The following is a 25896-nucleotide window of genomic DNA, read 5'->3' as shown; positions in this document are numbered from 1 at the left end:
TCTCAAGAAGGGGTGGTTCCATGAAGACTCTGGTCGCCGCCGCCGCGTTGCTTGGCTCTCATGTCGGCGCCCTGGCGGTCGAGTCGTACGGGGATTATCGTAACTACTTCGATGCGAAACCCGCTGTCGTGGAGCATGCCCCGCGCAGCGCTTCCCGGAAGAGGTACGGCATCGACCCGCGCCGCCACGGCACAGGTGACCGCGTCGAGATGTACCGCTACGACGATGGGGCCTTCGGGAGGACACCCGACCTGAGGCCCCGCAGTTGGGACGGCGGGTACGTTCCCATGCATCCGCGGAGTGCGTCGCCCGACGGCTTCTGGAGCCCGATCGACCAGTCCTCCGAAGGCCGGGAACTGCGTCAGCAACGTTTCAGGTGATGCGGTCTCCTGACCGCGAGGCGACCTTCAAAGGCCGCCCGATCGGAACGCGGCGGACATAGGGCGTTCCACGATCCCGCGCGGAGCGACGGGGACGTCGGAGCTATCCCGTGCCGCCACCCTGACGGAAAGCTGGAGCTGATGCGGTCCGCGCCGTTCAGCGCGCCGCCGGCCCCGCGCCGAGGAGCCCCGCCACCTGCCGGAGCGCCCGATCGTCCCGGGGACCGATCAGCGCATAGGCGGTGTCGCCCGCGTTCCACGAGACGATGTCGCCGTCCTCGGACCCGGTGAGTGTCGCAGGGCCGCCGCGGATGCCGCGGGTGGCGAACAGCGACGCCTCACCATATCCCCCAGCCTCCAGCGCGACCTCGATGCCGGTGCCGTGGCGGGCCGGGAAGATCTGGATGTCGCGCACCCGCCAGCCCTCCGGCAGCGCCGGCAGATCGATGCCGGTCACCGAGCGCAGGCGCGCCCGGTCGTAGACCGCCCCGTCGGCTTCGCCGCTGATGCTCTTGCGCAGCTGCGCCACCGCCCGGGCCTGCCGGGCATCGGCAATCAGCGCCGGATCCGGCGTCGCCGCCAGGGTGTCGGGCACGCCGAACCGGCCGATCTCGTCATGGGCGAGCCAGCCCGCGCCGACCAGCACCGCGATGGCGGCAGCCCGCTTGAGGCGCGAGGCGACCCGGCGCCAGCGCTGGTTCCGGTCGAACCGGCGGGCGAGCGCGATCGTGCGGTCGGGCCCGGGGCCCGGAACCCGCTCGAAGCAAGCCCGCAGGGCGTCGCGATCGTGCATCTCGGCCATCACCCGGGCGGCGGCGGCCGGATCGGCGGCCAGATGGGCCTCCACATCCAGGCGGCGCATCGGGTCGATCTGCCCGTCGACGAAGGCGATGAGATCGTCGTCTGTGATCGGATCAATCATCGTGAAGTCCTCGGTGCCAGCGTGCCCCGGATCGCGCCGCCCAACAACGACGGCGGCCCCGGGCCTGTGTTACCGCATGGGAAATTGGGAAAACCGGATGCCGCGTTCCCGCACCATGCCGCAGAGCGATCCGCCGGTCGCTGCAGTCAGTCCGCGCCGGCGCCGGGGACTGACCGATTGTCTGAATCGGGCCCTAGTTCTCCCCGGCCGCCCGCCGCAGGGGCCATGTGGACCGGCCCGGCGGCGTGTCGGACACGACGAGCCGGAGGGTTGAGGGCGACCCGCGCCGCGACTCGGATGTCTGGTCGGAGGCTCTGGTGCCCGCCTCCTCGCCGGAGGCCCGGTCGGTCCGCGCCCCTTCCTCGAAGGCCCGCAGGGCGGCCCGGCCGCGGCCGAGGCGGGACATCAGGGTCCCGATCGGAATGCCGAGCACGGCCGCCGCGTCGGCATAGGCCATGCCCTCCAGGGTCACGAGGTGCAGGGCGGCGCGCTGCTCCTCGGGCAGGGTGAGGAACGCCTTGCGGATCTGGGCGAGGCGCACCTGCCCCTCCTGGGCCGGGGGCGCCATGTCCTCGGCCATCCGCACCAGCGTGTCGGCGTGGCGCGCCTCGACCTGCCGGCGGCGCTGCTCGTCGATGAAGGCGTTGTGCAGCACCGTCATCATCCAGGTGCGCAGATTGGTGTTCGGGCGAAGCGTGCCCTGCATCTCCAGGGCGCGCACCAGCGTGTCGTGCACGAGATCGTCGGCCCGCAGCGCGTCGCGGGTGAGCGACCGGGCGTAGCGCCGCAGGGGCACCAGCAGGTCGAGGAGGTCAGCGCGCTTCTGCTTGTCTGATGCCATGAAGCGTGAACGCATCGTCCCGGCGCTTTAATCCCGCCCGGCGGAGCGGCACGGTTCAGGCCTGATCGAGGGCCGCGGCGATCCCCGAAATAACCCGCGGGTCGGTGGGCTCGACCTGTGTGGCGAAGGCAGCCGCGAGGGTGCCGTCCCGGGCGATCAGGTATTTGTGGAAGTTCCAGCGCGGCGTCTCGGCCGGGCGCTCGGCGGCGGCCCACCGGTAGAACGGATGGGCGCCCGGCATCTTCACGTGGGTCTTCGCGGTGAGCGGGAAGGTGACGCCGTGGTTCTTCCGGGCGGCCTCCGCGATGGCGGGACCGTCGAGCGGCTCCTGGTTGCCGAAATCCGGGGACGGCACGCCGATCACCGTCAGCCCCCGATCGCCGAAACGGGTCCACAGGGTCTGGAGACCCGAGAGCTGCCCAGCATAGCCGCAGGCCGTGGCGGTGTTGACCACGAGGATCGGCTTGCCGGCATAGGCCGAGAGCGGCATCGGCCCGCCCTCCGGCGTCTCGAAGGCGAAGTCGGTGGCCCGCACGGACTCGGCGGCGCGGGCGCCGCCGGCCAAGCCGGTACCGATCAGGATCAGGACCTCGCGGCGCAGCAGTGTCATGGCGTCAGCCTCCCCGAACGCTGTCGCGGAACGCAGCAGCGGGCCCCACGTTTCGTCCGCCGGGGCGGTCGATTCGCCGCAGGGCCGCGCATCGTCGTCTGCCAGAAGCTGCGCCTCGGAACGAGGCCCTAAGCCGCGCGGACCGTATCGAGGAAGCGGCGGACCTCTGCGTCGAGGCGCTGGGCTTGGTCCGAGAGACCCGAGGCGGAACCCAGAACCTGCGCGGCCGCGGCCCCGGCCCCCTCGGCCGCGCGGCTGACGCCCACGATGTTGGTCGTAACCTCGCTCGTGCCCTGCGCCGCCTGCCCGACGTTGCGCACGATCTCCTGCGTCGCCGCCCCCTGCTCCTCGACCGCCGCAGCGATCCCGCCGGCCAGCACGCTGATTTCGCTGATGCGGCTCACGACCACCGCGATCGCGTCCGACGCATCCCCGGTCCAGGACCGGATCTCCCCGATCTGCCGGGCGACGTCTTCGGTCGCCTTGGCGGTCTGGCTGGCCAGTTCCTTGACCTCCGTCGCCACCACGGCGAAGCCCCGGCCGGCCTCCCCGGCGCGCGCGGCCTCGATCGTGGCGTTGAGCGCCAGGAGGTTGGTCTGGGCCGCGATGCCCGAGATGAGGCTGACCACGTCGCCGATCCGGATCGCGCCCGCGCGCAGCGTCTGCATCAGGTCGGCGGACTTTTCAGCCTCCGCGACGGCAGCGGTGGCGAAGCTCGCCGAGCCCTGCACCTGGCGGCCGATCTCCGACACGGAGGTGCCGAGTTGCTCGGCCGCCGCCGCCACTGTGCCGACGTTCGTGGCCGCCTGCTCGGCCGCCGAGGCCACGGTGACCGATTGCTGCGCGGTCTGCGTGGCGGCCGCGCTCATGTTTCCGGCGGCCGATTGCAGCTGGGTCGCCGCCGCCGCGACGGCGCGCACGACGCCGCCGACCGCCGCCTCGAACCGATCGGCCAATTCGTGCATGGCGGCCTTCCGCTGCCTCTCGACCGCTGTCCGGGCCTCGGCCGCCTCCGCTTCCAGCACCTGGGCCCGCGCGAGCTTATCCCGGAAGACCTGCACGGCGCCGGCCATGGCCCCGACCTCGTCGCGGCGGCCCACGCCCGGCACCGCGACCGACAGGTCGTCGGCGGCAAGCCGGGTCATCGTGCCGGTTATGGCGTGGATCGGCCGGGCGATGCCGAGCTGCAGGAGGACCAACCCTCCAAGCGCCGCCAACGCCACCGATCCAAGCCCGGCGTAGCTGGCCGAGCGCGACGACGCGACCGCCGCCGCGGAGCTCGCCGCGCGCGTCTTCAGGAGGTCCTGTTCCGTCTTCGTCAGCTCGGCCGCCTTGGCACGCAGGCCGTCCATCGCCGTCTTGCCGGCCACCGAACCGGCGAGGCGGCGCGCCTCCTCCCCGGCCGCGGGGTCCTGCATCAGGGCGATCGCGCGGTCCGCGACGGTCCGGCTCCACTCCTCGGCCAACCCCAACAGCTCCGTGAGCCGCGCCTGCTGGGCGGCGTTGGCACGGGTCAGGCTTTGCGCCGCCTCCCAGGCCGCCGCGAAGGTCTTCCGGCCGGTCTGCTCGGGTTCGAGAAAGGCGGGATCCGCGGAGATCAGGTAGCCGCGCAACCCCGTCTCCCGATTGATCATCGCGGCGACCATCTGGTCGATCTGGGACAGGACCTCGTGGGTGTGGACGGTCCAGTCTTCCGTCTCCTCGATCACGCCAATGTTCCGAAGGGAGATCGCCGAGACGCCGACCGTGATCGCCAGCATCACCGCCATGATCAGCGCGATCTTCGCGCTGATCCTCAGATCGACCAATCGAATCGTCATGGACCGCCCCCGCTCGCGAACGACGGCGCCCGCGTGAGGCCCATGCCATCGGCCGCAAGCAGAGGAAAGCGATCGAGACGCCATTCAACGCAACAAAAAACTTACATCTCCGACATAACCCAACAACATTTTTCGATCTGTCGCGAATTCATGCCCGGATATTTGCGCCGACATTCTGTTTTATGAGCCGGCGACCATCATCAAACCGCGATGCAGCTTTGAGATCACGGACCTATTGATACGCTTGTTGCAGATCGACTGTGCAATCCCGGCCGACGCGCTCGTAATTCTCCGCAAGCCAAGCCTGTGCCGCGGCCCGGCCCTTGTCGCGCAGGCGCTTGAACACGGTCCAGCGCGCGTCGAGCTTCGAGGCGGCGTTGTAATCCTCGAGCGCATCGGTGCCATCGATCCGATGAACCAGCACGCGCCGGTACTGCCCCTGGCCCAGCGTCCCCTCCTCGATCAGCCCGTCCAGGAAGTCGATGGCGCGCAGTTCCCGCATCAGGTTGGCGTTGAAGGTGATCTCGTTGAGGCGGTCGCGGATCTCGCTCTCCGTGCGCGGGGTCTCGCGGCGCTCCACCGGATTGATCTGCACGAGCAGGATGTCGCGGGTCTGGGCGCCCCGGTGCAGGGGATAGAGCGGCGGATTGCCGAGATAGCCGCCGTCCCAATAGGGCACGCCGTCGATCTCCACCGCCTGGAACACGGTGGGCAGGCAGGCCGAGGCCATCAGGTGATCGACGGTCAGGCGCTCGCGCTCGAACACCGCGAGCTTGCCGGTCCAGACATTGGTGGCCGAGACGAACAGGCCCGCCGTCTCGGCCCCGCGCAGGCGCTCGAAATCGACCTGCTCGGCCAGCGCCTTGCGCAGCGGGTTGATGTTGAGCGGGTTCGACACGTAGGGGCTGGGCGACAGCATCTTGGCCCAGAACTCGGCCACCGGGTTGCCCTTCCACAGGCTGAACAGCCCGCTGACGACATGGCGCTGGGTCGGGCCGAGGTCGCCGTCGAGGCTGACCTCCCGCCAGAAACGCTCCAGCCCCTCCCGGGCGCCGTCGGGACCGCCCTTGAGCCAGCCATCCACCAGGACGACGGCGTTCATCGCCCCCGCGCTCGCCCCGGTGACCGCCTCGAAGCCGAGCCGCCCGTCCTCGATCAGCGCATCGAGCACACCCCAGGTGAAGGCCCCATGCGCGCCGCCACCCTGGAGCGCCAGGGCGACCGGCTTCTCGGCCCGGGGGCCGGCCAGCATATGGCTCGGCGCCGCCGCCGGCTGCGCGTCGATCGCGTCGGAGACGGGGGTCTCCGGCACCGCGGTGACGGGATTGTGCGGCTCAGCGCCACCGAACTGCTCGCTCATCTCGGCCTCCTGTATCGGACCGACAAGATGGGCATGCTGCGGTGCAGCATCAACGGCACGACCCGGCGGAGATCCGCGCCGGCCGCGGATCGGCGCGGTGGATGGGCAACAGCCGCCGACGAAAACCCTGCTGGCCGCACGGCAAACTCGACATCTGCGCGCAGATACGACATGAGAGCCGCGTATGCTGTCCAGCGCGATGCTGTCCCGCGTGGCGCCGGCTTGACGCCGCCCCGGGTCGTCCGCAACTCACCTGCGGCAGCCCCGAAGTTCCGGTGCGGCGTGTCCCCGGGACAGGCCGGACGGCCCTGACGGGCGCCGGCGCCTCGCGAGGCGCGCACCGAAGGTCCACGATGGAAGTCATGGAAGCCACCACCCGCTCCGACATTCCCGCCGAGAACCCGCTGGCCAGCGGCGGACCGGAGATCGCCGGCCCCGCCCCCCGCCACCGCACGGTCGGCGTCACGGTCGGCGAGGGTGCGGGCGCGGTCACGGTGGGCGGCGGCGCGCCGATCGTCGTGCAGTCGATGACCAACACCGACACGGCCGACATCGACGCCACGGTGGCCCAGGTCGCCCAGCTCGCCCGGGTCGGCTCGGAGCTGGTGCGCATCACGGTCGACCGCGACGAGGCGGCCGCCGCGGTGCCGAAGATCCGCGAGCGCCTCGACCGGATCGGCGTCAACGTCCCGCTGGTGGGCGACTTCCACTATATCGGCCACAAGCTGCTCGCCGACCATCCGGCCTGCGCCGAGGCGCTGGCCAAGTACCGGATCAACCCGGGCAATGTCGGCTTCAAGGACAAGAAGGACACGCAGTTCTCGGCGATCATCGAGCAGGCGATCAAGCACAACAAGACCGTGCGGATCGGCGCCAACTGGGGCTCCCTCGACGGGGAACTCCTCACCCACCTGATGGACGAGAACGCCAAGGCGCCGCGGCCGATCGATGCCCGGGCGGTGATGCGCGAGGCGATGGTCCGCTCGGCGATCGGCTCGGCCGACCGCGCGGTCGAACTCGGCCTGCCGCAGAACAAGATCATCCTGTCGGCCAAGGTCTCGGCGGTGCAGGATCTGATCGCCGTCTACCGCGAGGTGGCGCGCCGCTCGGATTACGCGATCCATCTGGGTCTGACCGAGGCCGGGATGGGCTCGAAGGGCATCGTGGCCGCCTCGGCCGCCATCGGCGTGCTGCTGCAGGAGGGGATCGGCGACACGATCCGCTACTCGCTGACCCCCGAGCCCGGCGGCGACCGGAGCGTCGAGGTGAAGGCGAGCCAGGAACTCCTGCAGACCATGGGGTTCCGCACCTTCGTGCCGATGGTGGCGGCCTGCCCGGGCTGCGGCCGCACGACCTCCACGACCTTCCAGGAGCTCGCCCGCGACATCCAGAACTGGATCGTCACCTCCATGCCCGAGTGGAAGAAGACCTATCCGGGCGTCGAGGGGCTGAACGTCGCCGTGATGGGCTGCATCGTGAACGGCCCGGGCGAATCGAAGCACGCCGATATCGGCATCTCCCTGCCCGGCACCGGCGAGACCCCCACCGCACCGGTCTTCATCGACGGCAAGAAGGCGATGACGCTGCGCGGCCCGACCCTCGCCAAGGATTTCGAGGGCATCGTGATCGACTACATCCAGCGCCGATTCGGCCAGGGCGGGACGCGCACGGCCGCGGAGTGAGGATCGGCGCCCGGGATACGGCCGTCCCGCGTCGATCGACCTCCCCGCGCCGTGCCCCAGCCCCCCGGACTTCGCAGGTGCACACGGTTTCCGCCCGCGCGCGACCGTGGTAGCAAGGCGCCACGATCCCGTGAGCGGTCGGCCCGGTGGCCGGCCCGCGCGGTTCGGCGGAGTCTTCGCGTGTTCTGCCCGGCCCCGACTGGCCCCTGAGCCGAACCGCGAAGCGCCGGCCACGCCCGAGCTTCCGACAATCGCATGAGCCAAACCTTCGCACCCGGCGTAGCAGCCCAGCCCGCGTCCGCGGCAACCGACACCGCGCGCGGGGCCGCCCCGGCGGCCGAGGGCGAGGGTCCCGTTCAGGGCCCGGCGACCTCCGGCACCCTCGATTCCCCCGAGAAGGCCGAGACGCGCCATGGCCATGCCGGCTTCTGGACGCTGCTGGTCGGCTCGGTGGGCGTCGTCTACGGCGACATCGGCACGAGCCCGCTCTACGCGTTCCGCGAGGCCCTGGTCCCGGCCCGGACCGACGGCATCCTGCTGCCCGAGGAGGTGATCGGCACCGTTTCGCTGATCCTCTGGGCACTGTTCATGATCGTGACGGTGAAGTACGTCGCGATCCTGCTGCGCATGGACAACAACGGCGAGGGCGGCATCCTCTCGTTGATGGCGCTGGCCCGGAAGGCACTCGGCGGCTCGCGCATCGTGTTCATGCTGGGGCTGCTCGGCGCCTCTCTGTTCTACGGCGACGCCGTGATCACACCGGCGATCTCGGTGCTCTCGGCGGTGGAGGGCCTGAAGCTCGTCACCCCCGCCTTCGACGATTACGTCCTGCCGATCACCGTGGTGATCATCGTCGCCCTGTTCCTCGTGCAGAACCGCGGCACCGCCAAGGTCGCAGCCTTCTTCGGGCCGATGACGATCGTGTGGTTCCTCGCCATGGCGCTCGCCGCGCTGCCGCACATCACCCTCCATCCGGAGGTCTTTCGCGCGGTCAACCCGGCGCACGCCGTGTTCTACCTGCTGGGCCACGGCACCGGCGCACTGGTGGCGCTGGGCGCGGTGTTCCTGGCGGTGACCGGCGCCGAGGCGCTGTTCGCCGATCTCGGGCATTTCGGCCGCAAGCCGATCCAGGTGGCGTGGGTCTGCCTCGTCTTCCCGGCGCTCGCCCTCAACTATCTCGGGCAAGCCGCCCTGGTGCTGGAGAAGCCCGACACGGCCGATCCGTTCTTCCAGCTCGTCCCGGCCTGGGGCCTGCTGCCGATGGTGGTGCTGGCCACGTTGGCCACAGTCGTGGCAAGCCAAGCGGTGATCACCGGGGCCTTCTCCCTGTCCCGGCAGGCGATCCAGCTCGGCCTGCTGCCGCGTCTGGAAATCCGCCATACCTCCGAATCGCATGCCGGCCAGATCTACCTGCCGCAGATCAATTCGCTCCTGATGATCGGCGTCGTGCTGCTGGCGGTGCTGTTCAAGAGCTCCTCGTCGCTGGCCTCGGCCTACGGCATCGCGGTGACCGGCACGATGCTGCTCACGGCCTCCATGACGTTCCTGGTGATCTGGCGGATGTGGGGCTGGTCGCCGGTGGCGGCCGCCGCCGTGATGCTGCCCTTCATCGTGCTCGAGTTCCTGTTCCTCCTGTCCAACCTGATCAAGGTGGTGGAGGGGGGCTACGTGCCGCTGCTGCTGGCCGGCGCCCTGGTCATCGTGATGTGGACCTGGGTGCGCGGGGTCACGATCCTGTTCAACAAGACCCGCAAGACCGACGTGCCCCTCGTGGAGTTGGTCGGCATGCTGGAGAAGAGCCCACCGCACCACGTGCGCGGCACCGCGGTGTTCCTGACGAGCGATCCCGAGATCGCCCCGGCGGCGCTCCTGCACAACCTCAAGCACAATAAGGTGCTGCACGAGAAGAACGTGATCCTCACCGTCGAGACGGTGGACACGCCCCGCTCGAACGAGGCCGACAAGGTGCGGATCGAGCCGGTGGGCCCGCATTTCTACAAGGTCGTGATGAAGTTCGGCTACATGGAGACGCCGAACATCCCGAAGACCCTGGTGCTGCTGCGCCGCCAGGGCTTCAAGTTCGACATCATGGCGACGTCGTTCTTCCTGTCCCGCCGCTCGATCCGGCCGGCGGCGCATTCGGGCATGCCGCTCTGGCAGGACCGGATTTTTATTACCCTTGCTAAGAACGCCAATGATGCGACGGACTTCTTCCAGATCCCCACGGGGCGGGTGGTGGAGGTTGGCACGCAGGTGACGGTGTAAAAAAATGGACACGGATTGAATTGGCACGCTCGAACTAAGGCTCAATACTGTAAATATTATCTAGCGCTCTTCCAGATTATTGTTTTCGATTTCAGAGGTGACAACTCATCGTAGAGGGCCATCGTCCAGCACGCGCAATCGTTCATAGGCTTTTTTTCATTGATTTTTTGATAAAAAACCTATACATGGTTTGGGCCATTAGGAGGACGCAATGCGGACCGGCCCTGGGATCGACAGTGCTATTGCTGCACGGCGCGCAGAACTAAACCATCTCCAGTACGTCGTCGATGAGCTCAGAATTGCGCTTCATATAAAGGAATACGATCCTAATCAACCCCGCATTCCCGCTCATCAAACTGGTGCGGGGCGCTGGACAAAAGACCGAAGCTCTGAAGGAATAGATGTTACAAAAACTGATCGATTTAAGAAACAACTCTACGCTGCATCAAGGCGGCTAGAGGAATGCGCAGAAATGAATCGGCGCGATTTGATCGTTTGCAAATTTACTGGCCTTCAGTCTTGCTATGCGCAAGCAATGGTCCGCTTGGTCGCATGCGAGAATGGTCACCCAATCCCTCCATTGAATTTTTAATGGTGAGATCATGATTATTGCAGAGCGATCACTCTCAATCCAAACTGGCACGGAAGCTAAGGAGTGCAAGATATCTATAAGCGCTCCGGAAATTTTCGATGGCATGTGGATTTGCCGCTACACTATCGGGTGGCCAGATGCCGTGCGAGATAGTTTTGGTGCAGGCGTTGATTCTGTGCAGGCTATTCATCTAACTTTGCAGAAAATCGGCATTGAGCTTTACGGCAGCGCTTATCACAAAGCCGGTATCTTAGTGTTCGAGAAGCCGGGCGATGGATACGGCTTTCCTATCCCGAAAAACGGCCGCTATCTCTTGGTTGGAGCGGACAAAACTTTCGAGGGGTGAGCAGACGGCAGGATCCGCTTATCTCGCTGATTGACTTGGCATGGGGCGTCTCCGGGAGGGGCGCCTTGAATAACAGCAGTACCATCGACACACCCAGAGCGCTCCCCGCCTCGGCGCGCTTGCGATCGAGGGTTGCAATGCCCAAGCCGGCCTCGAACGCGATAGCAAGGTGCAGCGCGTCGCCAGCTCGCACTCCGAGCGGGGCTTGGTTGGCGAACCGAGCTGCAACCCGGTAATCCTGATCGGAGAGACCGCAAGCACATGAAACGACTCCGACGTGATCCGGGAGAAGGCTGACAGGGCCGCTGCCCGATGTTCCAGCCCGAGGTGGCCGGACCGGATCTTCATCGAGAGAGCGGCCGAGAACTCAGTCACAACCCAAGGACTGATCGCGAGGTCGCCTGGATTCTAACGCGCCATCCAGGCTTGCACATCCGCAGTCCGGGTCTCTTTGGTCAGCGCCGAGACCAAGACCGAGATGTCGACATACGACCTCAATAGCGGTCTTCATCCTGCATGGTGCGGGTGAGGAATTCGGCACTCTCACCCTGCTCCGGCATGGCGGCAGTCACCGCCCGAAGGGCGTCAAGGCTGATGGGCTGCAACGGGCTGTCGGTGCGAGTCAGAAGCGCAACCGGACGGCCGTTACGGGTGATCGCGACCGAACCGCCCACCGCGCGACACAGTCGATCAGGACGCCAAGCTGTGTCTCCGCATCCGCGAGGCTGATCGTGTCCATCAATCGAAATCCGAGGTGTGGGACCGCGGAATTGATTTTATACCGCGTCGCGGCGCGGTGGACCAGCGAGCGCCGCGGGCCGGAGCACGATCACCGAGCGTTGCTCGATCGACTCATGTGCGCCACCGCACGTGTCATGCCCTGAGCGCAGCTACGTAGGGATGACCCGCCTCACCCCCGCGTTGCACCCGGCCCGCCGCCTGCCTTAGAATACTTATTATTCTGAGCTTGAGCGTTCGCCCGGCGGCGTGCCCGCATCGGTGAACGTGAGCCGGCAAAGCCGGTATTGGCGCAAGGCCCGGCTCGGACCCGACTGAACGCCGCTCCGGCGCCGCCAGACAGGACGCAACGATGATCAAACTCACCGTGAACGGGGCTGCGCGCAGCTTCGACGGCGACCCCGACATGCCGCTGCTGTGGTACCTGCGGGACGAGCTCGGCCTCACCGGCACCAAGTTCGGCTGCGGCGTCTCGCTCTGCGGGGCCTGCACGATCCATCTGGGCGGCGCGGCGACCCGCGCCTGCATCACCCCGGTCTCGGCGGCGGCCGGCCAGGAGGTCGTCACCATCGAGGGGCTGTCGCCGGACGGCAACCACCCCGTGCAGGTGGCGTGGCGCGAGCAGAACGTTGCGCAGTGCGGCTTCTGCCAGTGCGGCCAGATCATGCAGGCGGCGGCGCTCCTGAAGGATACGCCGAAGCCGACCGACGAGGACATCGACACCACGATGAGCGGCAACATCTGCCGCTGCGGCACCTATCCGCGCATCCGCACCGCGATCCATCAGGCCGCCGGTCAGACGGCGCCCGCCACCAAGGGAGAGCGCCTGTGATCCATGACGCCAAGCTGAGCGCTGAGCTCGCCGCCGGCACCAAGCCGACCCTCGACAACGTCAGCCGCCGCGGCATCCTCGGTGGCGCCGGCGCCCTCGTGCTGGCCCTCTCGCTGCGCCCCGCCCGGGCCGACGAGACCCAGACCAAGGAGCAGAAGGAGCAGAAGTTCGGCGCCGACGGCATGCCGCACGGCTGGCGCGATGACCCGAAGGTCTTCGTTGCGATCGCGCCGGACGGCACCGTCACGGTGACCAACCACCGCTCCGACATGGGCCAGGGCATCCGCACCTCGGTGGCCTTCACGGTGGCCGACGAGCTGGAGGCCGACTGGTCGAAGGTGAAGGTGGTCCAGGCCTGGGGCGACGAGACCCGCTTCGGCAACCAGGACACCGACGGCTCGCGCTCGACCCGCCACTTCTTCCAGCATTTCCGCCACGCCGGCGCCGCCGCGCGGCTGATGCTGATCCAGGCCGCTGCCAAGCAATGGGGCGTGCCGGTCACCGAGGTGACGGCCGTCAACCACACCCTGACCCACGCCAAGTCGGGCCGCACCCTCGGCTACGGCGCGGTCGCGCAGGCGGCGGCCGAGTTGCCGGTGCCCACCGACGTCAAGCTGAAGGACCCCAAGGACTTCCGCTATATCGGCACCGGCAAGATCGGGCTGATCGACAATGTCGACATCACCACCGGCAAGGCGATCTACGGCCTCGACACCAAGCTCGACGGGATGCTGTACGCGGTCGTCGCGCGGCCGGCCGTCTATGGCGGCACGGTGAAGTCCTTCGACGACAGCGAGGCCAAGAAGGTCCCGGGCGTCGTGAAGATCTTCAAGATCGACGCCACGCCGATTCCCACGGAGTTCATGCCGCTCGGCGGCGTCGCGGTGGTCGCCAAGAACACCTGGGCGGCCCTGAAGGCGCGCGACGCCCTCAAGATCACCTGGGATGACGGCCCGAACGCCGGCTACGACACCGACGCGTTCCGCAAGGAGCTGGAGGCCGCCGCCCGCAAGCCCGGCAAGGTCGTGCGCACCCAGGGCGACGTCGACGGCGCGCTCGCCAAGGCCAAGACCAAGGTGCAGGCCGAGTATTTCGTGCCTCACCTTGCCCAGGCGCCGATGGAGCCCCCGGCGGCGGTGGCCCGGGTGAAGGACGGGTTCTGCGAGGCCTGGGCCTGCGTCCAGGGTCCGCAGGCGGCCAACGACCGCCTGATGAAGGCGCTCAAGCTGCCCGACGACAAGGTCAAGGTGAACGTGACGCTGCTCGGCGGCGGCTTCGGCCGCAAGTCTAAGCCCGACTACGTGGTCGAGGCGGCGCTGTGCTCGCAGGCCGTCGGCGGCGCGCCGGTGAAGCTCGCCTGGACCCGCGAGGACGACCTCCACCACGGCTTCTACCACACGATCTCGGTGGAGCATCTGGAGGCCGGCCTCGACGAGAAGGGCATGCCGGTGGCGTGGCTGCACCGCTCGGTGGCGCCGACGATCGGCTCGATCTTCGCGCCCGATCCGAAGCACGAGCTGCCGTTCGAGCTCGGGATGGGTCTGGTCAACACGCCGCTCAACATCCCGAACATGCGGCTGGAGAACCCGGAAGCCGCCGCCCATGTCCGGGTCGGCTGGTTCCGCTCGGTGTCGAACATCCCGCACGCCTTCGCGATCCAGTCCTTCGTGTCGGAGCTGGCGCACGCCGCCGGCCGCGAGCCGAAGGAGTACCTGCTCGACCTCATCGGCCCCGATCGCAAGATCAGCCCGACCGAGATCGGCGACGTCTGGAACTACGGCGAGGACCCGAAGCGCTACCCGATCGAGACCGGCCGCCTGCGCGGCGTGATCGAGGCGGCCGCCAAGGGCGCGGGCTGGGGTCGCGAGATGCCCAAGGGCAGCGGCCTCGGCGTCGCCGGCCACTACAGCTTCGTCACCTACACGGCGGTGGCGGCCGAGGTGGAGGTCGACGACAAGGGTCAGGTGAAGGTGAAGGCGATCGACATCGCGGTCGATTGCGGTCCGCAGGTGAACCCGGAGCGCATCCGCTCGCAGATGGAGGGCGCCGTGGTCATGGGGATGGGGCTCGCCCTGACCTCCGAGATCACCTTCAAGCAGGGTCGGGCGGTGCAGAACAACTTCGACGGCTACGAGGTCCTCCGGATCGACGCCGCCCCGAAGGTGGTCCGCGTGCACCTCGTGCCCAGCGGCAACTGGGACGGCCCGCTCGGCGGCGTCGGCGAACCCGGCGTGCCGCCGGTGGCGCCGGCGATTGCCAACGCGATCTTCGCGGCCACCGGCCGCCGGGTCCGGCAATTGCCGATCCGCGATCAGCTGAGCGCCTGAACCGTCACCCGTCGCGAGACGTTGGGGCCGTGGGGGAACCCGCGGCCCCTTCTTTGTGGAAAGAGACCCGATCCGATGATGCGTTGCGCCCTGACCGCCTGCCTGATCCTGACGGCGGCCCCCGCCCTCGCCTCACCGTGCGGCGACCGGATCGACAGCCTCTCGAACCGCGTCAAGTCCGAGGTCAGCCAGTCGATCTCGGCGAATACCAGCGGCCAGGGCAACGCCGCCAAGCGCGCTGGCGAAGGCGTCACCGGCACCGAGGGCCAGCGGGCGAACGAATCTCCGGAGGCCCCCCCGGAGAAGTCGGCCCAGGCCGGCCAGGGGGCCGACGCCGCCCAGCAGGCGAAGGTCGCCCTCGATGAGGCCCGCACGGCGGATTCGAAGGGCGACGCCAAGGGCTGCGAGGCGGCCGTCACCCGGGCCGAGCAGCAGTTGAAGAAGGCGCCCTGAGGCGCCGACGCCCGACCGGGGCGAAACCATGGCTTCGGAAGGTTCGTAACCCGCCCTGTGGCGGCGTTCCCCGCGCGCAGCGACGCCACCCCGGGTCGCCCGGCGGGCGGGGAAAAGAGGCGCCGGGCGGAGAACGGAACCGTCCCGCGCCCGATTTCATTTGCCCGCCGGGCCGGTATCGCTATGGTCCGCCGCGCCCGGCGGGACCTCTCCCGCCTGATCCCCCGCCGAGACCCGCGACCCGTTACCGACATGTCCCAACGCGTGTGCATCTCGCTCGACGCCATGGGCGGCGACCACGGGCCCTCCACGGTCGTGCCCGGCGCTGCCCTGGCCCGGGAGCGCCATCCCGACACCACGTTCCTGATGTTCGGCGACGAGGCGGTGATCGCCCCGCTCGTCGCCAAGGAGCCCCGGCTCAAGGACTGCGTCGAGATCCGCCACACCAGCGTGGCGATAGCGATGGACGACAAGCCGAGCCAGGCGGTGCGCCAGGGCCGGGGCAAGTCGTCCATGTGGCAGGCCATCCAGGCGGTGCGCGACGGGCAGGCCCAGGCCTGCGTGTCGGCCGGCAACACCGGCGCCCTGATGGCCATGTCGAAGATCTGCCTGAAGACCATGTCGGGCATCGAGCGGCCGGCCATCGCCTGCCTGTGGCCGACCGTGCGGGGCGAGAGCATCGTGCTCGATGTCGGCGCCACCATCGGCACCGATGCCGAGCACCTCGTCGAGATGGCCGTGATGGGTTCGGCCATGGCGCGCATCGTGTTCGACCTTGAGCGCCCCACTGTCGGCCTGCTCAACGTCGGCACCGAGGAGATGAAGGGCAACGAGGCGGTCAAGGAGGCCGCCCGGCTGCTGCGCGAGATGGAGAACCCCGGGCTCGCCTATCACGGCTTCGTCGAGGGCACGGATCTTGGCCGCGGCACGGTCGACGTGGTGGTGACCGAGGGTTTCACGGGCAACATTGCCCTCAAGACCGCCGAGGGCACCGCCAAGCAGATCGGCACCTATCTGCGCGCCGCCATGACCCGGACGCTGTCCGCCAAGATCGGCGCGCTGTTCGCCCGGCAGGCCTTCAAGGCCCTGCGGGACAAGATGAACCCGAGCCGGGCCAATGGCGGCGTGTTCCTCGGTCTCGAAGGCATCGTCATCAAGAGCCACGGCTCGGAGAACGCGCAGGGCTTCGCCGCCGCGGTCGATCTGGCGCACGACATGGCCCGCCACGACATGATCCGCACGATCCGCGAGATGCTCGACCAGACGGCGGCCCTGGCGCCGGCCTGATGCCGTTCAGGATGGAAAACGGATTGTTCCGGTACCACACCTGACGGTTGTGATGTTGGAGCAGTCCGGGAAGGACAAAGATGGCAACCCTCCGCACTGACCCCGACCAGAGCCGGCGCGCGCCTCAGCTGCGCTCGGTGGTGGTGGGAACCGGCTCGTGCCTGCCCGAACAGGTGGTGACCAACGCCGATCTCGCCGAGCGGGTCGACACCTCCGATGAATGGATCGTCCAGCGCACCGGGATCCGCCAGCGGCACATCGCGTCAGCTGGCGAGACCACCTCGGTGCTCGGAGCCCGCGCCGCCCGGGCGGCGCTCGACGATGCCGGGCTGACGGGAGACGACATCGACCTCGTGATCTGCGCGACCTCGACGCCGGACCACACCTTCCCGGCGACCGCCACCCAGATTCAGGCGGCTTTGGGCATCCACCAGGGGGCGGCCTTCGATCTGCAGGCGGTCTGCGCCGGCTTCGTGTTCGGGGTCTCGACCGCCGACAAGTTCCTGACCACCGGGGCGGCCCGCCGGGCGCTGGTGATCGGCGCCGAGACGTTTTCGCGGATCCTCGACTGGGAGGACCGCACCACCTGCGTGCTGTTCGGCGACGGGGCCGGCGCCATCGTGCTGGAGGCGCGGGACGATGCGGAGGGCCGGGGCGTCCTCAGCAGCAGCCTGCGCTCGGACGGGCGGCACCGCGAGAAGCTCTACGTCAACGGCGGACCGGGCTCGACCGGCACCGTGGGCCATCTCCGCATGGAGGGGCGCGACGTGTTCCGCTTCGCCGTGGGGCAGGTCACCGACGTGATCGTCGAGGCCTTCGCGCAGGCCGGCCTCGCGGCCGACGACCTCACGTGGTTCGTGCCGCATCAGGCCAACCGGCGGATCATCGAGGCCTCGGCCGACAAGCTCGGGATTGCGCGAGAAAAGATCGTGCTGACGGTGGATCGCCACGGCAACACCTCGGCGGCCTCGATCCCGCTGGCCCTCGACGTGGCCCGCCGGGACGGGCGCATCCGAACGGGCGATCTGGTGATGATCGAGGCGATCGGCGGCGGCTTCAGCTGGGGGGCGGCGCTGATCCGCTGGTAACGGGCCCGAAACAATTCGTTGCGCCCGCGCGGTTGACCAGGGACCGAGCGCCGATTAGCGTGCCGGATCATAGGGATACGTCTTCAGCATCCGGTGCGGCCAGGTTCGCCGCACCCGACGCCATGGGACGAGAGACGCGGGCGGGGGGAGACGGCATGGCAGGCAAGACGGTGACGCGCGCCGACTTGAGCGAGGCCGTTTACCATCAGGTGGGCCTGTCGCGGACCGAGTCGGCCGCCCTCGTCGAGACGGTGCTGTCGGAGATCTGCAGCTGTCTGGCGAGCGGCGAGACGGTGAAGCTGTCCTCGTTCGGCTCCTTCGTGGTGCGCAGCAAGGGCAAGCGTGTCGGCCGCAACCCCAAGACCGGCGTCGAGGTGGCGATCGAGCCGCGCCAGGTGATGGTGTTCAAGCCTTCGAACGTGCTGAAGGCGAAGATCAACGGCCTGAACGGCGCGGACGGTCACGACGACGACGAGTGAGTTTCTTTTGGCGCGGACCGGCATGGTGCCACGTCCTGCGACAGCGATGCCGTCTGGTCCGAATGAGGCGCGTATCCCCTCTCCCCGCACGCGGGGAGAGGCCCGCACGGACCGCGTCGTCCGTACGGGAAGCGGAGGCGAAGCCGCAGCGGCGGTGAGGGGGCGATTCCGGACGAGACTCTCCTGAGCCGCCCCCTCACCTTCGGCTGCCGCCTCGCCGCGCTCCCCGACATGGGGGAGACGCGGCCCTCTCCCCGCAAGCGGGGCGAGGGGGAACTGCGGCCATCCGTCGGCCGCAGGATCCGCGAAACCTATCCCACCAGCGGTGGCAGCGGCGCGGAGGCCCCCTCCGGCACCGCCGTGCGGCCGACGTTCATCGTCATGGCCAGCAACGCGTAGTAGCCGTTGATCCCGGTGAGATCGATCACCCCCTGCTCGCCGAAGCGCGCCACCGCCGCGGCATAGGTGGCATCGCTCACCGCGCGATTGTGCGTGAGTTCGCTCGAGAAATCATAGGCCAGCGTCTCGTCGGCGCTCATCGTGTCGGGGCGGCGCCCCTCGGCCAGCGCCTGCGCGGTCTCAGGGGCGACGCCTGCCTTGAGGGCGATCGGCTGATGGATCGCCCACTCGACCGGCTGGCTCCAGGCCCGGGCGACGATCAGGATCGTGAATTCACTGATCCGCAGCGGCAGGACGCTGCCGTAGCGCAAGTAGAGACCCATCCGGCTTGCACAGAGCATCAGTTCGGGGCTGCGCAGGAGCGGCACGAACGGGCCGAAGACCGGGACGCCGCGCTCGGCCTCGAAGGCCGCGGCGGCCTCGGCCTGTGCCGGGGTCAGCCTGTCGGACGGGATCGCCGGCAAGCGGTCCATGATGTCGCGTTCCCCAGCCATCGCCGCCTTCACTTTCCGCGCCGCAGCACGCTCTGGATTTCCGACCGCACTGCGCCTAGACCATTCAGGCTCACCGGCACGACCTGCGACCGGGTCGCGATCCCGACACGCCAGCGAGGCTTACGGCTTTGGCCCTCCCCGTCAACGATCGCCGGCGCATCATGCTGCTCACGGGCGCGAGCCGGGGCATCGGCCACGCCACCGTGAAGCGCTTCTCGGCCGCGGGCTGGCGCGTGATCACCTGCTCGCGCCACGCTTTTCCGGAAAATTGTCCCTGGGAGATGGGCCCCGAGGACCATCTCCAGGTCGATCTCGCGGACGCGCAGGACACGATGCGTGCCGTCGAGGAGGTGCGGGGCCGCCTCGCCGCCGAGGGCGGGGTGCTGCACGCGCTGGTCAACAATGCCGGGATTTCGCCCAAGGGCTCCGAGGGCGAGCGCCTGGGCGCCCTGGCCACCGAATTCGACACGTGGCAGCGGGTGTTCCAGGTCAACCTCTTCGCCACGATCCTGCTGGCCCGCGGCCTGCGCGAGGAACTCGCCCGGGCCAAGGGCTCGGTCGTCAACGTGACGTCGATCGCGGGCTCGCGGGTCCACCCCTTCGCGGGCGCCGCTTACGGCACCTCCAAGGCCGCCCTCGCCGGCCTGACCCGGGAAATGGCGGCCGATTTCGGCCCCCTCGGCGTGCGGGTGAACGCGATCTCGCCCGGCGAGATCGACACCTCGATCCTGTCGCCGGGCACCGAGAAGCTCGTGGAAGCGATCCCGCAGCGCCGGCTCGGCACGCCGGACGAGGTCGCCAAGGCGATCTACTTCCTGTGCACCGAGGCCTCCTCCTACGTGAACGGGGCCGAACTCCACATCAACGGCGGCCAGCACGTTTGACCGGCGCCTGTTTTCCCTTGGATGCGGCTCACGCTGCGCGATCGGGCGGGCGGAGCTGGGCGCTCCTCCTGCTCGGGCTCCTGTGCGTGGCCCCCGCGGGTGCCCGGGCGGAGCCCGGGGTCCGGGTCCTCGATCTGCCCTTCACGGTGCGCGCCCTCCGGGGCCCCCGCAGCGAGATCGCGGTCTCGGTCGCGACCTCCGGGCTGCTGCCGATCGCCGGCGCGAAGGCCGGCCATGAGGCCGGCGACGAGGAGAGTGCGCCGGTCGCCGTGGTCTGGGGCGACGAGGGCGGCGCCGTGCTCACGCTGGCGAATGGCACGGTCGCGGTGAAGCCGATCGGGCGCGAGGCCGTGGAGGGTCTGGGCGCCGCCGAGACGCCGCGCGGCGCCCTACCGGGCACGCGGCGGGCCCTCTCCGGGCCACTCAGTGCTTATCTCACCGGCCGCACCCGGTCCGCGGCCGGCGGCGAGGCCGCCGCCGTCCTGACCATCCGCGAGCGCCAGCCCATGGCGGTCAGCACCGATCCGAAGCCGGTCCCGGTGGCCACCGCGACGGTGCCGGCGGGGGGCGAAGCGGTGTTCGCCCCGCTCCGGCCGCGCCTGCTGCGCCTCGCCGGCCGGCCGGCCCTGCTGGCAACGACTCTGTCGGGGCCCGATTTGGGGGGGCTCGCGCTGATCACGCATGCGAGTTCGGACGGAAGCTGGGGCGTCGCGGCGCGCACGCCGCCGCAGCCCGGCCCGCCCCTGAAGATCGCCGGCATCGCCGACTTGTCCGGATCCGGGACGCTCCAGGCCGCGACGGTCAGCGCGAAAGGCCGTCTCCAGCTCTGGACGCTGCAACCCGACAGGATCGAGGCCGCCGGGGAGGCCGCGGGCTACGCAGCCGGCGAGGGTGATGCGGATCTTGCCGTCACCGCTCCAGCCGGCGGTGCGCCGCCCGAGCTGGTGCTGCCGGTGGCGGGTCGCCCCGAGATCGCCCTTGTCTCGGCGAAGGGCGCCCTGCACGAGCGCCTGCGCGTGACCTTGCCCGCGCCCGTCACGACCGGCATCGTCGTCCTCGGTGAGGGCAATGCGGCGCGGCTGCTGGTGGGCCTCGCCGACGGACGGGTGGCGGTCGTCGCACCGGACGGGGGAACGCCGTGAGCGCGGAAGCCGACAGCCGTCTGTTCCCGGCGCGACCCTTCGTGGGCGCCTCGATCGCGGTGATCCGGGACGAACGGGTCCTGCTGGCGGCGCGGGCCAACGAGCCGATGCGGGGCGTCTGGACCCTGCCGGGCGGCCTCGTGGAGGCCGGCGAATCCCTGGCCGAGGCGGCGTTGCGCGAATTGTCCGAGGAGGTCGGCCTGGGTGCCGAAGTGGTCGGCGTGCTCTCGCCCACCGAGATCATCGTGCGCGACGAGGCCGGCCGCGCCCGGCACCACTACGTGGTCCATCCGCATGCCGCCCTGTGGCGCGGCGGCGAGCCCGTGGCCGGTCCGGAGGCGCTCGGCACCCGCTGGGCGACGCTGGACGAAGTCGCCACCCTGCCGACCACGCCGGGCCTGATCGACACGCTGCACGAGGCGTTTGCGCGGATCGCGCGGGACCGGGAGGCGACCGCGTGAGGCGACCGGCCGCGATCCTGTGCCTGCTCGCGCTCCTCGCCGGGACGATTGCCGCGCCGGCTCTGGCTCAGCAGCGCCCGGGGCGGGCGGCTCCGGCCGCCAAGGAAGCCGCCAAGGACGCCGCAAAGGAGGCCCCCAAGGAATCCAACGCCTCCACCGACATCCCCGCCCCCTACGACCGCGACCTGATGCGCATGTCCGAGATCATCGGGGCGCTCGCCTTCCTGCGCGGCCTCTGCGCGGCGCCGGACGCTGCGGACTGGCCGGCCCGCATGAAGACGCTGATCGAGTCCGAGGGCGTGACGCCCGCCCGCCGCGACCGGCTGGCCGGCGCCTACAACCGCGGCTACCGCGGCTATGCGCTCACATATCGGGTCTGCACGCCGGCCGCCCACGAGGCCGCCGCCCGCTACGTCGCCGAGGGCGACAGGCTGTCGCATGCCCTGGCGGGGCGTTTCGGGGGGTGATGCCGATGGGTGATGCGCCCGCGACACACCCCGCCGCGATGCCGGCGAAGCATCGGATTTGAGTCCTCGCGTTAACCGATTCGAAATTCCCGGCTGGCCGAGCCGCCGGGACCCGCCTATCATTCGTTGGTCCACCGGGTCCTGGGCCCGGCGCAACGGAAGTATCGGGTCATGCAGCACATCTCTCAGACCGCTCCTCTTGAGGTCGATGTCGAGGAGAAGCGCGTCGCGCTGAGTTACGTCTCGGAAGCCTTCGCGGAAGGCTGTCTGGACGGGCTCGACGGAGACTGCATGGCTCAGGCCGCCCTGTTCGCGGCCTTCCAGGAACTGGTGATGACCTACGGTGAGGAAGCCACGGCCCGCTACGCGGAGGGATTCCCCGAGCGCATCCGCGGAGGTGCCTTCACCACGGCGCTCCAGCATTGAGGTCCTGATCGCGCACGGTTGAGGCGCGGGCGGGGAGCGCCTACCTCCCGGCTCGCCCGCTCCACCCCGTCGCGTGAGGAATCGCCTGTCATGCCCGTCGCCCTGCTGCCGGACCGCGCCCTCGTCACCGTCACCGGGCCGGACGCCGCCGCGCTGCTCCAGGGCGTCCTGACCTGCAATGTCGAGACGCTCCAGCCCGCCGAGGCGCGCCTCGGCGCCCTGCTGACGCCGCAGGGCAAAATCCTGTTCGACTTCCTCGTGTCGCGGGCGCCGGACGGCTTCCGGTTCGACGTGCAGGTGGATCGCGCCGCTGATCTCGCCAAGCGCCTGACGCTCTACCGCCTGCGCGCGCAGGCGACGATCGCCGCCGATCCGACCGTGGCGGTCGCCGCCGCCTGGGACGGTGCGGTCCCACCCGCCGCCGAGGCGGTTGCCGATTCCCGCCACGTCGATCTCGGCGCCCGGCTCTACGCCGCCGAGGGCGCCTTCTCGGCCGACGCCGCGGAGGCGGATTACCACGCCCACCGGATCGCGCTGGGTATCCCCGAGGGCGGGCGCGACTACGCGTTCGGCGACGCCTTCCCGCACGAGGCGCTGATGGACCAGCTGGGCGGCGTCGACTTCAAGAAGGGCTGCTATGTCGGCCAGGAGGTGGTCTCGCGGATGCAGCACCGGGGCACCGCCCGGACCCGCATCCTGGCGGCCACCTACCCGGAGAGCACAACCGCCCCGGGCACCGAGATCACCGCCGGCGGCAAGGTGCTGGGAACCACGGGCAGCGTCGCGGGAGGGCGCGGCCTCGCCCTGGTGCGGATCGACCGCCTCGGTGACGCGCTGGCCGCCGGCGAGACGCCGCGCGCGGGCGAATTCCCGGTGCGGCTCGAGCGGCCGGGCTACGCGACCTTCGCGATGCCGGAGGGTGCGGCGAGCGCGGCCGGGTGAGGTCATAAGGCCGCCGCTCGCGCGGCGCGTCTTGCGCTGGGTCCCGGGTCGCATTCCGCTTGCGCTGCATGCGCCCGGGAAAGGGCGTCGCGCTCGGTTCTACGACGCCCCTTCTCCCGGACAGGTGGAGCGACAGCGGACCCTGATCCGGGATCCAGCGCACAGAGCGCTGCGAAGCGGCTCCGCAACCCCACACCGATGATGGCGTTCCGCACCTGTTCTCGTTAAACCGGTCGCATGTCCGAGACCGGCCTGATCGCGCATCCCGATGGCTGCCCCCGCTGCTGGTGGGCGGGCCTCGACCCGCTCTACGTCGCCTATCACGACACCGAATGGGGCGTGCCCGAGCATGACGGCCGGGCGCTTTACGAAAAACTGATCCTCGACGGCTTCCAGGCCGGGCTCTCGTGGATCACCATCCTGCGGCGCCGCGACGGGTTTCGCGAGGCCTTCGCGGGCTTCGATCCCGCGCGGATCGCCCGCTTTACCGAGGACGACGTCGTCCGGCTGATGCAGGACACCCGGATCATCCGCAACCGCGCCAAGATCGCCGGGACCATCGCGGGGGCTCGCGCCTGGCTGCGGATCGAGGAGCGTGGCCCAGGCTTTTCACGCTTCCTCTGGGACTTCGTGGACGGGCAGCCGATCCAGGGCAGCGCCCGGAGCCGGGCCGAGATCCAGACCGAGACGCCGGTCTCGCGGGCGATCGGCAAGGCCCTGAAGGCAGAGGGGTTCTCCTTCTGCGGGCCAACCATCGTCCACGCCTTCATGCAGGCGGTCGGCCTGGTCAACGACCACCTCGTCGGCTGCCACCGGCACGGGCCCTGCGCCGAACTGGGAGGGCCGCGGTGAACGCCCCGGCCCCGCGCGCGTGGCAGCGGATGCTCTCCGGCCGCCGCCTCGATCTCCTCGATCCCGCCCCCGGCGACATCGAGATCGCCGATATTGCCCACGGCCTCGCCCGGGTCGCCCGCTGGAACGGCCAGACCCAGGGGCCGCACGTCTTCTCGGTGGCCCAGCACAGCCTCCTGGTCGAGGCGGTGGGCCGACACCTCGCCCCCGGCTGCAGCGGGACCGACAGCCTGGAGCTGATGCTCCACGACGCCCCGGAATACGTCGTCGGCGATATCATTTCGCCCCTGAAGGCCGTGATCGGCGATGCCTATCGGGGCGTCGAGCTGCGCCTGCTCGACGCCATGCGCCGCCGCTTCGATCTGCCCGCCCCCTCTCCCGCCCTGGCCGGCCTCGTGAAACAGGCCGACCGGGCCGCCGCCCATCTGGAGGCCGTGCGGCTCGCCGGCTTCGCGCCGGAGGAGGCCGAACTTTATTTCGGCCCCCCCGCGGACCTGCCCGGGGCGGTCGCGGCCCTCGCCGAGCCCTGGCCCACCGCCGAGGCCGAGGCGCGGTTCCTGGCGCGGTTTTGCGCGCTGCACCCGAGCTGACGGCCGCCCTCGATCCGTCACGATCGCACGGCAGAGGCGCCGTCACGATGTCGACCCTGCATGTCTGCCCCCTCTCGCGCCTGCCCGAGACCGTCGCCGCCACCGGCGCGAGCCATGTGCTCACGCTGATCAATGTCGGGACGCCGCTCGAACGGCCCGCCGTGATCGCGGCCGACAACCACGCCATCATCGGGGTGAGCGACATCGCCGAGCCGCGGGACGGCCACGTTTTGCCGGCTGAGGAACACGTCGCCGGCATTCTGGCTTTCATCCGGTCCTGGCCGCGAGAGAAGCCGCTGGTCATCCATTGCTATGCCGGGATCAGCCGCTCGACCGCGGCGGCCTACATCGCGGCCTGTGCCCTGGCGCCGGAGCGCGACGAGGACGCGATCGCCGATGCCCTGCGGGCGGCCTCCCCCTCGGCGACGCCCAATCCCCTGTTCGTGGCCATCGCCGACCGGATGCTCGGACGCGACGGCCGCATGGTCGCGGCGGTCGCGCGGATCGGCCGCGGCGCAGAGGCCTTCGAGGGCGAGCCGTTCAGCCTCGCGCTGACGTGAATGCGATTTCGGTGTGGCGGAAAGGCCGCCGCACCGCTTCAAAACGGCCGGCGGCAGCCCGGCGCTCTGGTCCCCAGGGTTGTGGCCGCAGGGGCTGGCACCGTAGAACCGGTTCAAAGGACGGATCTGGAATGAGTGCGAGCAGACCCGAGGCGGCCCCCGCCGCCAGCGAACTGCCCTTCGAGAAGGCCCTGGAGCAGCTCGAGGAAATCGTGCGCCGGCTCGAACGGGGCGACGTGGCGCTCGACGAGTCGGTGGCGATCTACGAGCGCGGCGAACTTCTGAAGAAGCATTGTGAAGCGCTTTTGAAGCGGGCCGAGGCGCGGATCCAGCGGATCACCCTCGGCTCCGACGGGCGGCCCGAGGGCGTGGCCCCGCTCGATATGTCCTGAGGCTCGGGCGTCGCACCGATCCTGTCCGATAGAGGTTGAAGCCGTGGCGATTACCCCCGAGCAGAGTGCGCTTCTCGACCGTGTCCCGACCCCGTCGGCGTTGCGCCGTCTGCCCGAGTCGGAACTGCCGGCGGTGGCGGACGCGGTGCGCGCCGAGATGATCGACGCCGTCTCGATCACCGGCGGCCATCTCGGCTCGGGGCTCGGCGTCGTCGAGCTGACCGTCGCGCTCCACCACGTGTTCGACACCCCCGACGACCGCATC

Annotated in this window: 28 protein-coding genes; 21 read left to right on the top strand and 7 right to left on the bottom strand. The window is 69.6% G+C overall.

From position 1 onward, the window contains the following. Positions 1 to 20: 20 nt before the first annotated feature. On the top strand, positions 21 to 380 hold the full coding sequence (locus MKK88_RS22270; RefSeq protein WP_244003577.1) for a hypothetical protein: 360 nt from the start codon (positions 21 to 23) through the stop codon (positions 378 to 380). A gap of 157 nt (positions 381 to 537) precedes the next feature. Here the strand turns inward: MKK88_RS22270 and MKK88_RS22265 are convergent, their stop codons facing one another. The 5 genes from MKK88_RS22265 to MKK88_RS22245 form a co-directional block, all read right to left on the bottom strand. Continuing rightward, the gene (locus tag MKK88_RS22265) at positions 538 to 1302 is read right to left on the bottom strand and encodes an anti-sigma factor family protein (protein WP_244003575.1); all 765 of its coding nucleotides are present in this window, start codon (positions 1300 to 1302) and stop codon (positions 538 to 540) included. Between the two features lie 193 nt (positions 1303 to 1495). Then, positions 1496 to 2143, bottom strand: coding sequence for a sigma-70 family RNA polymerase sigma factor (locus tag MKK88_RS22260; RefSeq protein WP_244003574.1), 648 nt, complete (start codon positions 2141 to 2143; stop codon positions 1496 to 1498). Between the two features lie 55 nt (positions 2144 to 2198). Beyond that, positions 2199 to 2753 (bottom strand): glutathione peroxidase, encoded by a 555-nt coding sequence (locus MKK88_RS22255; protein WP_244003572.1) that lies wholly within the window; start codon positions 2751 to 2753, stop codon positions 2199 to 2201. Between the two features lie 128 nt (positions 2754 to 2881). Continuing rightward, the gene (locus MKK88_RS22250; protein ID WP_244003570.1) at positions 2882 to 4573 is read right to left on the bottom strand and encodes a methyl-accepting chemotaxis protein; all 1692 of its coding nucleotides are present in this window, start codon (positions 4571 to 4573) and stop codon (positions 2882 to 2884) included. A 232-nt stretch (positions 4574 to 4805) separates the two neighbouring features. After that, positions 4806 to 5933, bottom strand: a complete 1128-nt coding sequence (locus MKK88_RS22245; protein ID WP_244003568.1) for a patatin-like phospholipase family protein — start codon at positions 5931 to 5933, stop codon at positions 4806 to 4808. Between the two features lie 353 nt (positions 5934 to 6286). On the opposite strand from MKK88_RS22245, the gene ispG reads away from it, so the two are divergent. From ispG to MKK88_RS22230, 3 genes are all read left to right on the top strand, one after another. Beyond that, positions 6287 to 7615 (top strand): flavodoxin-dependent (E)-4-hydroxy-3-methylbut-2-enyl-diphosphate synthase, encoded by a 1329-nt coding sequence (gene ispG / locus MKK88_RS22240; RefSeq protein ID WP_244003566.1) that lies wholly within the window; start codon positions 6287 to 6289, stop codon positions 7613 to 7615. Between the two features lie 255 nt (positions 7616 to 7870). Continuing rightward, the gene (locus tag MKK88_RS22235) at positions 7871 to 9880 is read left to right on the top strand and encodes a potassium transporter Kup (protein ID WP_244003564.1); all 2010 of its coding nucleotides are present in this window, start codon (positions 7871 to 7873) and stop codon (positions 9878 to 9880) included. Positions 9881 to 10482: 602 nt separating this feature from the next. Then, complete coding sequence (locus tag MKK88_RS22230) at positions 10483 to 10818, top strand: DUF6968 family protein (protein WP_244003562.1); 336 nt, start codon at positions 10483 to 10485, stop codon at positions 10816 to 10818. A 494-nt stretch (positions 10819 to 11312) separates the two neighbouring features. Here MKK88_RS22230 and MKK88_RS22225 read toward each other — a convergent pair whose 3' ends face one another. Then, positions 11313 to 11492 carry a type II toxin-antitoxin system prevent-host-death family antitoxin gene (locus tag MKK88_RS22225; protein ID WP_244003560.1) on the bottom strand — a complete coding sequence of 60 codons (180 nt, stop codon included), beginning with the start codon at positions 11490 to 11492 and terminating at the stop codon, positions 11313 to 11315. Between the two features lie 416 nt (positions 11493 to 11908). Here MKK88_RS22225 and MKK88_RS22220 point away from each other — a divergent pair, with 416 nt between their 5' ends. From MKK88_RS22220 to MKK88_RS22195, 6 genes are all read left to right on the top strand, one after another. Next, entirely contained in the window at positions 11909 to 12388 is a 480-nt protein-coding gene (locus MKK88_RS22220; RefSeq protein WP_244003559.1) for a (2Fe-2S)-binding protein, read from the top strand. Next, positions 12385 to 14715, top strand: a complete 2331-nt coding sequence (locus MKK88_RS22215) for a xanthine dehydrogenase family protein molybdopterin-binding subunit (RefSeq protein WP_244003557.1) — start codon at positions 12385 to 12387, stop codon at positions 14713 to 14715. The genes MKK88_RS22220 and MKK88_RS22215 overlap by 4 nt, the downstream gene beginning before the upstream one ends. A 75-nt stretch (positions 14716 to 14790) precedes the next feature. Next, positions 14791 to 15168 carry a hypothetical protein gene (locus MKK88_RS22210; RefSeq protein WP_244003555.1) on the top strand — a complete coding sequence of 126 codons (378 nt, stop codon included), beginning with the start codon at positions 14791 to 14793 and terminating at the stop codon, positions 15166 to 15168. 252 nt (positions 15169 to 15420) lie between these two features. Beyond that, a complete protein-coding gene (gene plsX / locus MKK88_RS22205; protein WP_244003553.1) occupies positions 15421 to 16455 on the top strand; it encodes a phosphate acyltransferase PlsX in 1035 nt (344 codons plus the stop codon). Positions 16456 to 16535: 80 nt separating this feature from the next. Continuing rightward, positions 16536 to 17543 carry a beta-ketoacyl-ACP synthase III gene (locus MKK88_RS22200; RefSeq protein ID WP_244003551.1) on the top strand — a complete coding sequence of 336 codons (1008 nt, stop codon included), beginning with the start codon at positions 16536 to 16538 and terminating at the stop codon, positions 17541 to 17543. A 155-nt stretch (positions 17544 to 17698) separates the two neighbouring features. Further along, positions 17699 to 18022 carry an integration host factor subunit alpha gene (locus MKK88_RS22195; protein ID WP_244003550.1) on the top strand — a complete coding sequence of 108 codons (324 nt, stop codon included), beginning with the start codon at positions 17699 to 17701 and terminating at the stop codon, positions 18020 to 18022. A gap of 311 nt (positions 18023 to 18333) precedes the next feature. On the opposite strand, the gene MKK88_RS22190 is transcribed toward MKK88_RS22195, so the two are convergent. Then, complete coding sequence (locus MKK88_RS22190; RefSeq protein WP_244003548.1) at positions 18334 to 18894, bottom strand: carboxymuconolactone decarboxylase family protein; 561 nt, start codon at positions 18892 to 18894, stop codon at positions 18334 to 18336. Between the two features lie 182 nt (positions 18895 to 19076). On the opposite strand from MKK88_RS22190, the gene MKK88_RS22185 reads away from it, so the two are divergent. From MKK88_RS22185 to MKK88_RS22135, 11 genes are all read left to right on the top strand, one after another. Then, the gene (locus MKK88_RS22185; protein WP_244003546.1) at positions 19077 to 19799 is read left to right on the top strand and encodes an SDR family NAD(P)-dependent oxidoreductase; all 723 of its coding nucleotides are present in this window, start codon (positions 19077 to 19079) and stop codon (positions 19797 to 19799) included. A 17-nt stretch (positions 19800 to 19816) separates the two neighbouring features. Continuing rightward, positions 19817 to 20941, top strand: a complete 1125-nt coding sequence (locus MKK88_RS22180) for a hypothetical protein (RefSeq protein ID WP_244003544.1) — start codon at positions 19817 to 19819, stop codon at positions 20939 to 20941. Next, on the top strand, positions 20938 to 21402 hold the full coding sequence (locus tag MKK88_RS22175) for an NUDIX hydrolase (RefSeq protein WP_244003542.1): 465 nt from the start codon (positions 20938 to 20940) through the stop codon (positions 21400 to 21402). The genes MKK88_RS22180 and MKK88_RS22175 overlap by 4 nt, the downstream gene beginning before the upstream one ends. After that, positions 21399 to 21869 (top strand): TIGR02301 family protein, encoded by a 471-nt coding sequence (locus MKK88_RS22170; protein ID WP_244003540.1) that lies wholly within the window; start codon positions 21399 to 21401, stop codon positions 21867 to 21869. Before MKK88_RS22175 ends, MKK88_RS22170 begins: the two co-directional genes overlap by 4 nt. A 171-nt stretch (positions 21870 to 22040) precedes the next feature. Continuing rightward, positions 22041 to 22295, top strand: a complete 255-nt coding sequence (locus MKK88_RS22165) for a hypothetical protein (RefSeq protein WP_244003538.1) — start codon at positions 22041 to 22043, stop codon at positions 22293 to 22295. Between the two features lie 90 nt (positions 22296 to 22385). Beyond that, positions 22386 to 23237: a YgfZ/GcvT domain-containing protein gene (locus MKK88_RS22160; RefSeq protein WP_244003536.1), complete on the top strand. Its 852-nt coding sequence runs from the start codon at positions 22386 to 22388 to the stop codon at positions 23235 to 23237. 237 nt (positions 23238 to 23474) lie between these two features. Next, positions 23475 to 24089 (top strand): DNA-3-methyladenine glycosylase I, encoded by a 615-nt coding sequence (locus tag MKK88_RS22155; protein ID WP_244003534.1) that lies wholly within the window; start codon positions 23475 to 23477, stop codon positions 24087 to 24089. A 29-nt stretch (positions 24090 to 24118) separates the two neighbouring features. Continuing rightward, positions 24119 to 24679 carry a hydrolase gene (locus MKK88_RS22150; RefSeq protein ID WP_244003751.1) on the top strand — a complete coding sequence of 187 codons (561 nt, stop codon included), beginning with the start codon at positions 24119 to 24121 and terminating at the stop codon, positions 24677 to 24679. Positions 24680 to 24726: 47 nt separating this feature from the next. After that, on the top strand, positions 24727 to 25239 hold the full coding sequence (locus MKK88_RS22145; protein ID WP_244003532.1) for a tyrosine phosphatase family protein: 513 nt from the start codon (positions 24727 to 24729) through the stop codon (positions 25237 to 25239). A gap of 131 nt (positions 25240 to 25370) precedes the next feature. Further along, the gene (locus MKK88_RS22140; protein WP_244003530.1) at positions 25371 to 25631 is read left to right on the top strand and encodes an exodeoxyribonuclease VII small subunit; all 261 of its coding nucleotides are present in this window, start codon (positions 25371 to 25373) and stop codon (positions 25629 to 25631) included. Between the two features lie 43 nt (positions 25632 to 25674). Next, positions 25675 to 25896 (top strand): 1-deoxy-D-xylulose-5-phosphate synthase N-terminal domain-containing protein (locus MKK88_RS22135; protein ID WP_313902341.1); only part of this gene is annotated, 222 nt, incomplete at its 3' end.

The sequence above is a fragment of the Methylobacterium sp. E-005 genome (genome assembly GCF_022829725.1).
Classification (GTDB): domain Bacteria; phylum Pseudomonadota; class Alphaproteobacteria; order Rhizobiales; family Beijerinckiaceae; genus Methylobacterium.
The sequence above is the reverse complement of the archived record's forward strand: the minus strand, read 5'-3'. Positions and strand labels throughout refer to the sequence as shown.